The sequence below is a fragment of the Streptomyces sp. SM1 genome (assembly GCF_002910825.1).
Classification (GTDB): domain Bacteria; phylum Actinomycetota; class Actinomycetes; order Streptomycetales; family Streptomycetaceae; genus Streptomyces; species Streptomyces okerensis.
On sequence record NZ_NEUB01000116.1, the window covers coordinates 1 to 11406 of the forward strand.

Annotated in this window: 7 protein-coding genes and 3 pseudogenes; 3 read left to right on the forward strand and 7 right to left on the reverse strand. The window is 72.0% G+C overall.

Annotated features, from left to right (window positions below; all coding sequences use genetic code 11):
- A pseudogene (locus B9S61_RS02475) lies at positions 1-661 on the forward strand (hypothetical protein); the annotation flags it as partial.
- 75 nt (positions 662-736) lie between these two features.
- On the opposite strand, the gene B9S61_RS02480 reads toward B9S61_RS02475, so the two are convergent.
- A complete protein-coding gene (locus tag B9S61_RS02480; RefSeq protein WP_103540710.1) occupies positions 737-1777 on the reverse strand; it encodes an NAD(P)-dependent alcohol dehydrogenase in 1041 nt (346 codons plus the stop codon).
- A gap of 173 nt (positions 1778-1950) precedes the next feature.
- Between B9S61_RS02480 and B9S61_RS02485 the strand changes: the two are divergent.
- Positions 1951-2331 (forward strand): annotated as a pseudogene (locus B9S61_RS02485) (helix-turn-helix domain-containing protein); the annotation flags it as partial.
- Here B9S61_RS02485 and B9S61_RS02490 read toward each other — a convergent pair.
- The 3 genes and pseudogenes from B9S61_RS02490 to B9S61_RS02500 all read right to left on the reverse strand — a co-directional run.
- Positions 2255-4655: pseudogene (locus tag B9S61_RS02490) on the reverse strand (S8 family serine peptidase); the annotation flags it as partial. The pseudogenes B9S61_RS02485 and B9S61_RS02490 sit on opposite strands and share 77 nt — an antisense overlap.
- Positions 4656-5059: 404 nt before the next feature.
- Complete coding sequence (locus B9S61_RS02495; protein WP_103540715.1) at positions 5060-6313, reverse strand: Ig-like domain-containing protein; 1254 nt, start codon at positions 6311-6313, stop codon at positions 5060-5062.
- 236 nt (positions 6314-6549) lie between these two features.
- Positions 6550-6906: a hypothetical protein gene (locus tag B9S61_RS02500; protein ID WP_103540711.1), complete on the reverse strand. Its 357-nt coding sequence runs from the start codon at positions 6904-6906 to the stop codon at positions 6550-6552.
- 109 nt (positions 6907-7015) lie between these two features.
- Between B9S61_RS02500 and B9S61_RS02505 the strand changes: the two genes are divergently transcribed.
- Entirely contained in the window at positions 7016-7342 is a 327-nt protein-coding gene (locus B9S61_RS02505; protein ID WP_181007205.1) for an LPXTG cell wall anchor domain-containing protein, read from the forward strand.
- Between the two features lie 54 nt (positions 7343-7396).
- Here the strand turns inward: B9S61_RS02505 and hutH are convergent, their stop codons facing one another.
- The 3 genes from hutH to B9S61_RS02520 form a co-directional block, all read right to left on the reverse strand.
- Positions 7397-8965: a histidine ammonia-lyase gene (hutH, locus tag B9S61_RS02510; protein WP_103540713.1), complete on the reverse strand. Its 1569-nt coding sequence runs from the start codon at positions 8963-8965 to the stop codon at positions 7397-7399.
- Positions 8966-9040: 75 nt separating this feature from the next.
- Positions 9041-10189: a GGDEF domain-containing protein gene (locus B9S61_RS02515; RefSeq protein ID WP_181007206.1), complete on the reverse strand. Its 1149-nt coding sequence runs from the start codon at positions 10187-10189 to the stop codon at positions 9041-9043.
- 68 nt (positions 10190-10257) lie between these two features.
- Positions 10258-11058, reverse strand: a complete 801-nt coding sequence (locus B9S61_RS02520) for an enoyl-CoA hydratase/isomerase family protein (protein ID WP_103540714.1) — start codon at positions 11056-11058, stop codon at positions 10258-10260.
- Between the last annotated feature and the right edge of the window lie 348 nt (positions 11059-11406).

Below are 11406 nucleotides of genomic sequence, written 5' to 3' on the forward strand. Positions count from 1 at the left end.
GGCGCCCGGCACGGACGAGTTCCGGATCATCATGGAGGAGGCGAAGGCGGCGTGCGGAGACGCGGCGCTGCTGGCTCCGGGCGACCCGGTCCCGTACATCGTGGAGCTCTCGGTGGCGCGCGGTCTCGGCTACTCCCAGCCGGACTTCGAGCAGGTCTGGCTGAAGATCCTGGACCGCGCCCCCGCGCACATGGGCGCACATCTGGCCGCGCTGCACTACTGGTGCGAGAAGTGGCACGGCTCGCGGCAGCAGGCGTACGCGTTCGCGGAGGCCGCGGCGGCGCGGGCGCCCCAGGGCTCCCTGCTCGCCGCCATGCCGCTGTTCGCGGTGTTCGAGCATCTGCCGGAGGTGAACCTGGTCGCCGGCTTCTACCGGAGCGAGACGGTCACCAAGGCGGTGCACGGCGCGCTGCACGCGGTGCACGCGGCCCGCCCCGACGACCCGATGACGGCGCACGTGCGGCACCTGCTGGTCTTCTTCCTGGTCCGCGGGGAGCGCTGGGCGGAGGCCATGAGCCAGCTCATACACATCGACGGCCACGTCGGCGCCCTCCCCTGGACCCTCTCCCCCGACCCCGCCGCCGAGTTCGCGGTCTACCGCGCCATGGCGGTCGCCGGCTACGAGGCGAACGGCGGCAGCCCGGCGAGCCTGCCGCACTGACCACCGGCCGGTTCACCTCTGCCGACCGGGCGGCCGACGCCTGCCGGCCACCCGGCGGGCGGGCGCCGTGGTGGGTCAGATCGTCGCCGTGTCGATCACGAAGCGGTAGCGGACGTCGCTGCTCATCACGCGTTCGTACGCTGCGTTGATCCCGTCCGCGGCGATCAGTTCGATCTCGGCGCCGATGCCGTGCCCGGCGCAGAAGTCCAGCATCTCCTGGGTCTCGGCGATGCCGCCGATCATCGAACCGGCGAGGGCACGGCCGCCGCCGATCACCGAGAAGAGGTTGTGGGAGACCGGCTCCTCGGGGGCGCCGACGTTCGCCAGCGTGCCCTCCGGCCTCAGCAGGGACAGGTAGGAGTCCAGGTTCAGCGGGGCCGACACGGTCGACACGATCAGGTCGAAGGTGCCCCGCAGTTCGTCGAACGTCTTCGGGTCGGCGGTGGCGTAGTAGTGGTCGGCGCCCATCTTCAGGCCGTCGTCCCTCTTGCGCAGGGACTGCGACAGCACGGTCACCTCGGCGCCCAGCGCGTGCGCGATCTTGACGCCCATGTGGCCGAGGCCGCCCATGCCGAGGATCGCGACCTTGGTGCCGGGGCCCGCTCCCCAGCGCCTCAGCGGGGAGTAGGTGGTGATGCCGGCGCACAGCAGGGGCGCGGCGACGTCGAGACCCAGGCTGTCGGGGACGCGGAGTACGTAGTTCTCGTCGACGACGATCCGGCGCGCATAGCCGCCGTAGGTGGGCTCGCCGTTGCGGTCGAGGGCGTTGTAGGTGTCGGTCATCCCGCTGTCGCAGTACTGCTCCCGGCCCGCCCGGCAGTGGTCGCACTCGCGGCAGGAGTCGACCATGCAGCCGACGCCGACCCGGTCGCCGACGGCGAACCGGGTGACACCGGGGCCGACCTCGGACACCACACCGGCGATCTCATGGCCGGGCACCATCGGGAAGATCGCGTCGCCCCAGCCCTCGCGGACCTGGTGGATGTCGGTGTGGCAGATGCCCGCGAACCTGATGTCGATCGACACGTCGTGTTCGCCTACCTCGCGCCGCTCGATGGTCGTCCGCTCGAGCGGAGCCTTGGCGGCGGGCACGGCGTACGCGGCAACAGTGGTCATGCCGGGTTCTCCTCGTGGGGTCGTGGGCCCGGCCGTCTTCTGTCCGGCCGGGCACGTCCCCAAGCCTGCGCCGAAGGCAGGAACCCACCCAGTCCACGGTTCTGCCTACGTTGGCTGTGCGTATCACCGGCGGGGACAGGATGCCGTGCGTACGACCGGGAATACTGGACGGCATGGACGAGCAGAGCACCGACCCGGCCGGCCCCGCGAACGGCGGGCTCGACCCGCGTGCGGGGCTCAGCGAGTTCCTGCGGACCCGGCGGGCCCGGCTCAAGCCGGAGGACGTGGGTCTGCCGGACTTCGGACGCCACCGCCGGGTTCCGGGCCTGCGCCGCGAGGAGCTGGCCCAGCTCGCCGGGGTGTCCGTGGCGTACTACACGCGTCTGGAACAGGGCAACGGGCGGAACGTGTCGGCGGAGGTGCTGGAGTCGATCGCGCACGCCCTGCGCCTCTCCGACGCCGAGCGGGCCCATCTGACCCATCTGGCGAAGCCGAGGCGGCAGCGGCGGAAGCAGGCGCCCCGCACCCAGCAGGTACGGCCGGCGCTGCGGCAGGGACGAGCTTCTTCACCTCGGTGCCGGTGATGGTGTCGTACTGCTCCTTGGCGCCCTTGCCGAAGTGGGCGTCCCACTGCTGGTACAGGGAGCCGTCGGTGATCTGCGGACCGAGGTGCAGGGAACGGAAGTCGGTGTACGAGTCCATCCACCAGCGAAGGACATGGCGTCGTCGTCCGTCGTCACGGTGTACTCGGCCGCGGCGAACAGCTGCTCGGCCGACGTGGCCGGGACGGTGATGTTCACCGGCTTGGCCTTGCGGGCGTCCAGCGTGATCGTCGTGTTCGCGGTGACGTTCAGCTTCGGCTGGGCGATCCAGTCGGCGCCCTGGAAGACCTCCAGGTCGGTGCCGACGAGGATGCCGGCGTCCAGGACGTAACCGCCCCTGGGCACCCGGGTGGTGACGGTGCCGTCGGCGTCGTAGGGCTGGAACCACGGCCGGCGCCGAGACCGGTCATGCCGGCCAGACCGGCGATGTAGTCGGCGGCCGGCTTGCCCTTGCGGTCGAGGAACCTGAGCGTCACGTCGTACGACTCGACCTCGCGCTGCACCGCGGCGGCCGTACGCACGGTCTGCCCTCCGCCCGTCGCGACCACGTACGCCGAGTAGGCGCCGTCGACGGAGCCGCCGAGCCGGGTGTCGGCCGTGAGGCCCACGGACGCCCTGCCGCCGGCCGGGACCGTGACCGTCGTGGCGCCGAGCTCGAAGAAGCCGGCCGGGGCCGCCTTGCCCTGGGGGTTCGTGGCGGTCGACGTCAGCTTCAGCGTGACGTCCTCGTCGCCGAGGTTGCGGTAGGTCAGCTGCCGGGTGACCGGCTTGTCGTCGGTGTGCGGCCACTGCTGGATGCCGAAGCTCAGCGACACCGGTTCGGCGATCACGGTCTGCCGGACGGCCTTGTCGACCTGGATCCGGCCCGAACCCTGTTCGAACGGCGTGTAGGCGCCGCCCTTGGTGGAGCCGGTGAGCGCGCCCTTCAGTTCCGCGGAGGTCCACTCGGGGTGCTGCTGCTTGAGGATCGCCGCCGCGCCCGCGACGTGCGAGGTCGCCATCGACGTACCGGAGATGGTCATGTAGCCGGCCGGCTTCTCGCCGACCTCCCCGGCGATGTCGTTGCCCTTCGCCGAGGCCGCGGTGATGTCCACACCCGGAGCGGTGACGTCCGGCTTGATGGCCCCGTCACCGACGCGGGGGCCGGTGGAGGAGAAGTCGGCGAGCAGGTCCTTGTCGTCGACTGCGCCGACGGTGACGGCGGCTTCGGCGCTGCCGGGCGAACCGACCGACTGCGGACCCTCGTTGCCGGCCGCGATGGCGAACAGGACGCCCTTCTCGGCGGAGAGCTTGTCGACCGCCGCCTCCATGGGGTCGATCTCGGGCGTGTCCGTGCCGCCCAGGCTCAGGTTGACGATGTCGGCGCCCTGCGCGGCCGCCCACTCCGTGCCGGCCACGATGCCGGAGTCGTCACCGAAGCCCGCGTCGTCGAGGACCTTGCCGTTGAGGACCTTCGCCCCGGGCGCGACGCCCTTGTACGTGCCCTTGGAGCCGGCGCCGGTACCGGCCGCGATCGACGCGACGTGGGTGCCGTGGCCGACCTTGTCGCCGGTGGTGGGCGCGGAGGTGAAGTTCCTGGACGCGGTCACCTGGCCCTTGAGGTCCGGGTGGGTGGCGTCGACACCGGTGTCCAGGACGGCGATGGTGACGCCCTTGCCGTCGTAGCCGGCCGCCCACGCCTCGGGGGTGCCGATCTGCGCCACGGACGTGTCGAGGGAGGCCTTGCGCACGCCGTCGAGCCAGACATGGGCGACACCGGAGGCGGCGGCGTCCCCGTCGGTGACGGCGTCCCACAGCTCGGGCGCGTCCTCGTGCGGGGTCTGCACGGCCTCCGCGTTCAGGGACTTCAGGGTCCGGCGGACCGTGCCCGCGTCGCGGACGTCGGCCTTGGCGCTCGCCGCGCCGCCCCTGTAGCCGACGATGACCTTCAGGCCCCGCTTCTGTGAGCCGCGGTTCGTGGCCTTGTTCAACTCGGTGATGTCGAAGAACCGCTGGTCCAGCTTGCCACTGGCGACCAGCCGGGCCGCGTCCACCGGCAGCACGAGGGTGTGGCCGTCGACCCTGCGGACCTGGACGGGTATGTGCTCCCGCCCCTTGGCCCGCTCCAGCCCGACGACGCGCCCCGTGGCGTCCACCGCGACCCGGTCACCCGTGATCAGGGTGATCCGGTGCCGGGCCTTCGGCCCGGGCGCGGCACCGGTGTGTGCGCGTTCTGCGTCCGCCGACGCCGTACCGGCGTCCACGCGTTCCCCGTCGGCCGACGCGGGGCCGGCCATGCCCGCCGCGAGCGCCACGGCGGTCGCCGTGGCGAGCGTGGCCAGGCACGCTCTCTTCACTTGTCTGCGCAAGTTCCCCCTAGCGAGGTCGCCGGGTGAGAAGGAATCACCCGGCCGGGGGTGGTCTCGTACGCATGCGCGCACCCCCCGGTTCACGCAGTATCCCGAGGGGTGATCAAGCGGCCAACCGCTGCGGGGCGAGGGGGCGAAGTCGCCGGGTGACTGTTACCCCGTCGCCGGAACTCCGTTACGCAACCGCGTGGTTGGCGTCTCAACCCCTCCCGCGGTCCACCGGCCCGTGCGGAGGAGCGGCGGGACAGGCCGATGCCCCCGTCCGCTCCCGGAGGAGGGGACGAGGGCATCGGCCGTGCGGGGTGGGTTCGCTCCGGTGTCCGGAGGGGGCGTCAGACCGCCGAGCCCGCCTTCCACTGCTCCCAGCTCATGTTCCAGCCGTTGAGGCCGTTGTCCGGGGCGATGGTCTTGTCGCCGGTGTTCTGGACGACGACCACGTCACCGACGATCGAGTTGTCGTAGAACCAGGACCCCGGCGTGTTCGGGTCGCCCGCACCCTTGGCGTCGGCCAGGCCGACGCAGCCGTGGCTGGTGTTGACGCTGCCGAAGATGGACTTGGCGCCCCAGTAGTTGCCGTGGATGAAGGTGCCGGAGGTGCTCAGACGCATGGCGTGCGGCACGTCCTTGATGTCGTACTCGCCCTTGCCGTCGTCGTCGGTGAAGCCGACCGTCGCGCCGTTCATCCGGGTCTCCTTGAACTTCTCGGAGATCACCATCCGGCCCTCGTACGTCTTGTTCTCGGGCGCCCCGGCGGAGATCGGGATGGTGCGCACGGTCTTGCCGTTCTGCGTGACCTTCATCTGCTTGGTCTCGGCGTCGACGTAGGAGACCTGGTTACGGCCGATCTTGAAGGTGACCGTCTTCTGCTGGACTCCGAAGACGCCCTCGGCACCCTCGACCCCGTCGAGGGCCAGCTTCAGGGTGACCGTGGAGTTCTCCTTCCAGTAGTCGTCGGGACGGCAGTCCATGCGGTTGGCGTTGAACCAGTGGCAGACCACCTCCTGACCACTGGTCGTGGAGACGGTGATGCCCTTCTGGACGGCGGCCTTGTCGGTGATCGCCTTGTCGAAGTTGATCGACACGGGCATGCCGACGCCGACCGTGGTGCCGTTGTCCGGGGTGAAGTTGCCGATGAAGCTGTTGGCCTGGGAGACCGTGGTGAACGACGCGTTCTCGTGGGCGGCGAGGCCCTCGGAGTCCTCGGCGGTGGCCGTCACCTTGTAGGTGGTGGCGCGCTCCAGCTGGGCGCTGGGCTTCCAGCTCTTCTTGTCGGCGGATATCTCACCCTCGACGGCCGTGCCGTCGGAGGTGGTCATCTTCACCTCGGTCAGCGTGCCCTTGCTGACGGTCACGGCGGCGGAGTTGTTGATGGAGGCGCTGTTCGAGCCGTCCTTCGGCGTGATCTTGATCTGCGCCTCGGAGGACTTCTTCGCCGCCGCCTCGTCGACCTGGGCCTGCGAGGTGTCCTTGCCGTCGCCGCCGGAGGCACTGTCGTCACCGCCGCCGGAACACGCCGAGAGCACCAGCACTCCGCCGAGCAGAGCGGACGCGGCCGCCAGACGCCTGCGCCGCTTACCGTCCGTCATCACACGCTTCTCCATCGTTGCCGAATCCCAACCCCACGGGTCCCCGGCGCGAAGCCGAGGGGCCCGTCCACAATCTTCAACGCTACGACCGGGTGATCCGGTTCCCCAGGGCCCGCGAGTGTGGGGCTCACCACGTCCGCGGGAGCGGACGGTGAGGACGGCGGTCAGTGCTCCCCTTGAGACGCGGTGACCCCGGCGGCGGTTGCCGCGCGGGGTCAAGTTTTCCCCAAGTCGGCTCAGCCGGCCCGGTCCGCGCCGTCCTCCTCGTCGTAGATGTCCTCGCCATCGTCCTCGTCGAGGTCCCACTCCGGTGAGTCCGGGTCGTAGTCGATCCGTTCGGCGCTCCAGGAGGCCTGCAGGAGTTCGACTCCGGGAACCTCACTGAGCAGGCTGAACGGATCCACCAACTGCGCGAGGGCCTCCGCGGAGTCCTCGGTCACGGTGCTCTCGGCGTGCACCCGCTCCTCGGCCGGCATATCGGCCTCGTCCGAAATCCTGCGCAACGCGGCGCCGGTGACCGCCTTCTCGTCGTCGACCTCGAGGACGAGCTCGACACGAAGCCGGACAAACCGTGATGTCTCTGGAGTGCTCATGCCCGGAGCGTACGGCTTTTTGCTCCCGTGACTTTCCTGTGACCCGCGGCTTTCACTAACATCGCACCACACGGCCAATTCGCCAGCGCCACAAGGGGATCGATATTCCGTGTCATCCGCGCTCCGTCCGTTGCTGACCGCCACCGCCGCGGGCACCCTGCTGTGTGCCCTGTGGTTCGTCCCCTCCGCCAACGCGTCGTCGGACACGCCGGCCGGGGACGCGCCGCCGGCGACTCCGTCCCCGCAGGTCACCGAGCAGGCGAGAGTCGTCACCGGCACCACGTCGGCCTCACTGGACACCACGGGCCAGGACGTCCGCCTCGCGGACACCGGCAGCTTCGACAGCACCCCGTACGTCATCGGCGGCACGGCCAGCCTCGCCCTCGGCGCGGGCTTCGTCGTCTATTCGGTACGCCGCGAACGGCTGGACTTCTAGGCACCCGGTCCGGACCGGGCCCCGCGGCGGTACCGTCCGCGGGGCCCGGGCGGGTCAGCGCAGCGGCCCGGTGACCGTCTCCACGGCCGCGACCAGCCGCCCGTCGCGGACGAACGCGTCGGCCGCCGCGAGATCCGGCGCCAGATACCGGTCCGGCCCCGGACCGCCCACACCCGCTGCCCGCACCGCCTCGACGACCGCCCGGGTGGCGGGAGCGGGCGTCAGCCCCTCCCGCAGTTCGACGGCCCGCGTGGCGGCGTACAGCTCCACCGCGACGACCCGGGTGAGGTTGTCGACGGCCGTACGCAGCTTGCGCGCCGCCGACCAGCCCATGGAGACATGGTCCTCCTGCATCGCGGAGGACGGGATCGAGTCCGCCGACGCCGGTACGGCGAGCCGCTTCAACTCGCCGACCAGGGCGGCCTGGGTGTACTGAGCGATCATCAGCCCGGAGTCCACACCGGGGTCGTCCGCGAGGAACGGCGGCAGCCCGTGGCTGCGGTTCTTGTCCAGCAGCCGGTCGGTACGGCGCTCGGCGATGGAGGCCAGGTCGGCGACGGCGATGGCGAGGAAGTCCAGCACGTAGGCGACCGGCGCCCCGTGGAAGTTGCCGTTGGACTCCACCCGCCCTCCCCCAGAGCCGAAAGCCTGGGAGGTACCCCCAGGCAGCACCACCGGATTGTCGACGGCCGACGCGAGTTCGCGCTCGGCGACCAGCCGGGCGTGGGCCAGGGTGTCCCGTCCTGCGCCGGCGACCTGCGGGGCACAGCGCACGGAGTAGGCGTCCTGGACCCGGGGGGCGTCGTCCTGGTGATGCCCCGTCAGTCCCGAGTCCTTCAGCACGGCGAGCATGTTGGCCGCGCTGGCGGCCTGTCCCGGGTGCGGGCGGATGGCGTGCAGTTCGGGGGCGAGCACCTTCTCCGTGCCGAGCAGGGCCTCCAGGCTGAGGGCGGCCGTGACGTCGGCGGACTTGTAGAGGAGGTCGAGGTCGGCGAGGGCCATGACCAGCATGCCGAGCATGCCGTCGGTGCCGTTGAGAAGGGCGAGCCCCTCCTTCTCGCGCAGTTCGACCGGCCGGATGCCGTGTTCGGCGAGAAGCTCACCGGCCGGGCGCACGGTTCCGTCGGGACCCTCCGCCTCTCCCTCGCCCATGAGGGTGAGCGCGCAGTGGGACAGCGGGGCCAGGTCGCCGGAGCAGCCGAGGGAGCCGTACTCGTGGACGACCGGGGTGATCCCGGCGTTCAGCACGTCGGCCATGGTCTGCGCGACCTCCGGCCGGACGCCGGTGCGCCCCGAGCAGACGGTCTTCAGCCGCAGGAACATCAGCGCGCGGACGACCTCCCGCTCCACGCGGGGCCCCATGCCGGCGGCGTGCGAGCGGACGATGTTGCGCTGCAGCCGGGCACGCAGCTCCGGGCTGATGTGACGGGTGGCCAGGGCGCCGAAACCGGTGCTCACCCCGTACACGGGCTCCGGCTTGGCGGCCAGGGCGTCCACGATCTCGCGGGACGCGGCGAGGGCGGCCACCGCCTCCGCGGACAGTTCGATGCGGGCACCGCCGCGCGCCACGGCGAGTACGTCGGACGCGGTCGCACCCGACGTCCCCACCACCACAGTGTGCATATCCATATTCAGGAGCGTACGCAGTGAATTCGACGATGTCACCCCTGGACGCGGCCCGCGCCCCTTACCGGCACGCTACGGAGAATGCCGCCCCCGGAACCGGCGCCGCTCCCCGTCCGGCGCCCGCGACGGCTCGTCCGCGAGCCGTACGACCGGGTCGTCCGCCCCCTCCCGCCCGGCGACCACGGGATGAGCGGCCCGCTCGGCCTTGGCCCGGTACTGCGCGGCGTCCGCCAGCCGGAACAGCCGCCGGGCGGAGCGCACCGGCCCGACGGGGTCCTCGGTGGAGGCCACCCCGCAGGCGACACCGTCCCCGATCCCCAGCTGCACCACCCGCCGGCACACCTCGTCGGCGGCCTTGGCCACCTCGTCCGCCGACGGGCCCACCGCCAGCAGACAGAACTCGTCCCCGCCGAGCCGCGCCGCCAGGGCACCGGGCAGCATGGCCCCGCACAGCGACAGCACGGTCCCGAACCGCTCCAGCAGCCGGTCCCCCACGGCGTGCCCCAGTGTGTCGTTGACCCTCTTCAGCCCGTTCAGATCGCACACCACCAGGCTGACGACGGTGCCGTCCCGCCGGTGCCGCTCCACCGCCTCGTCGAGCCGGGCGTCCACCGCACGCCGGTTGGCCAGCCCGGTCAGCGAGTCCGTGAAGGCCAGCCGCCGGGCCTCCTCCAGCCGCTCGGTCTGCGCGATCCCCGCCGCCACCACGGCCGCCAGCACGGTCGCGAAGTCGGCGTCACCCCGCCCGAAGACGGGCACACCGGCCGGCCTGGCCACATACAGCTCGCCCCACGCCCGCCCGTGCAGCACGATCGGCGCGACCACACAGCAGCCGCGTCCCCGCCGCCTGAGGGCCGCGACCCGTTGATGGCAGTACTCCGCCGGGCCGGCCGAGGGACCCCCGGCGGTCTCCACCCAGGCGTCGGGCTCGCCGCCACCCGCCCACCGCTCGTGCAGGAACTCGGTGATCTCGGCGAACTGGTGCACCGGATAGGACTCGTCCTCCGGGAACTCCTCCTCCCCCTCGACCAGCTCCCCGACGTTCACCAGGACGCGCAGCCGCCCGAGCTCCCGCTCCCACACCGACAGCGCGGCGAAGCTCCCGCCCAGCGCCCGGCAGGCACCACAGGCCGCGGCCCGCCAGGCCCCCCGCGAACTGTGCGCGGCGGCCATGCCCTGCGCCAGCGCCACCACGGCCGCCAGCCGGCTCTCCTCACCCATGCCCCCAGATTAGGGAGATTTCGGACGAACCGGGACATCGAGGAGGTGATCCGCAGCCCCGCGCGCGGCTACTCGCCGGGCCACTCCGGCCTGCGCTTCCCGTTGAAGGCGGCCACTCCCTCGGCCCGGTCCCCCGAGAACGCCACGGACCGCCATGCGGCATCCTCGACCTCGAGCCCGGCGGACAGGTCCAGCCCGTGCCCGAGCCGCAGCGCCCGCTTCGCCGCCCGCAGCCCCACCGGCGAGTTCGCCGCGATCCGGGACGCCATGGCCAGCGCCTCCTCCCGGTCCCGCCCCTCGTCCACCAGCCGGTCGACCAGCCCCAGCTCCCGCGCCTCGGCGGCCTCCACCCGCCGCGCCGTGAAGATCAGCTCGGCGGCCCGCGCCGCCCCCACTCTCCGCGGCAGCAACTGCGTACCGCCCCCGCCCGGGATCACCCCGACGGACACCTCCGGCAGCCCCATCACGGCCGTACGGTCCGCCACGATCACGTCGCACGACAGGGCCAGCTCGAAGCCACCGCCCAGCGCGAACCCGTGGACGGCCGCCACCGCGGGCACCGGCAGTTCGAGCACCCCGGTGTACGCCCCGCGCGCCACGGGCCGCTGGCGCACCAGATCGGCGTCACTGAAGGAGTTGCGCTCCTTGAGGTCGGCGCCCACACAGAACGCCCGCTCGTGCGACGAGGTCAGCACCACCGCCCGTACGTCACGGTCCGCGCCGAGCGCCGCACAGGCGCCGGCGACCGAGCGGGCCATCTCCGTCGACACCGCGTTCATCGCCCTGGGGCGGTCGAGGACGAGCTCCGCGACATGCCCCCGCTCATGCCGGCGCACCAGCACGAACTCCCCGAACCGTTCCTCACGCATGACACCCTCCGGTTAACGCGGGTTAACTTCTCGCTCGTCCCGATCATCGCAGCCCACGCCCGCCGGCGAAAAGGGCGCACGCCCGGTTCCCTTGTCACCCCCCGCCCACCCGTTCGAGTGACATCCGGCCGACTCCGGCCCCGCCCCCCACCGGAACGCATAGTTTGCGCACACCGCGGCGCGTCGGGGGCGCGCGGCAGGGAGGGAAGACCATGACACCGAAGAGACCGTCGGCACCACGCACCGCCGAGCCGCCCGCCCGGGCCGCCGGCGCCCTGGCCCGCATCCGGGGCCGTCACCGCAAACCCCGCCCCCGCAAGGCACTGCTGGCCGCGAGCGGCCTGGCCC

Excerpts from the sequence above, each read along its gene's own strand:
- B9S61_RS02480 (WP_103540710.1), bottom strand. The coding sequence starts at position 1,777 with ATGACCACTGTTGCCGCGTACGCCGTGCCCGCCGCCAAGGCTCCGCTC.
- B9S61_RS02495 (WP_103540715.1), bottom strand. The coding sequence starts at position 6,313 with ATGACGGACGGTAAGCGGCGCAGGCGTCTGGCGGCCGCGTCCGCTCTG.
- B9S61_RS02500 (WP_103540711.1), bottom strand. The coding sequence starts at position 6,906 with ATGAGCACTCCAGAGACATCACGGTTTGTCCGGCTTCGTGTCGAGCTC.
- hutH (WP_103540713.1), bottom strand. The coding sequence starts at position 8,965 with ATGCACACTGTGGTGGTGGGGACGTCGGGTGCGACCGCGTCCGACGTA.
- B9S61_RS02515 (WP_181007206.1), bottom strand. The coding sequence starts at position 10,189 with ATGGGTGAGGAGAGCCGGCTGGCGGCCGTGGTGGCGCTGGCGCAGGGC.
- B9S61_RS02520 (WP_103540714.1), bottom strand. The coding sequence starts at position 11,058 with ATGCGTGAGGAACGGTTCGGGGAGTTCGTGCTGGTGCGCCGGCATGAG.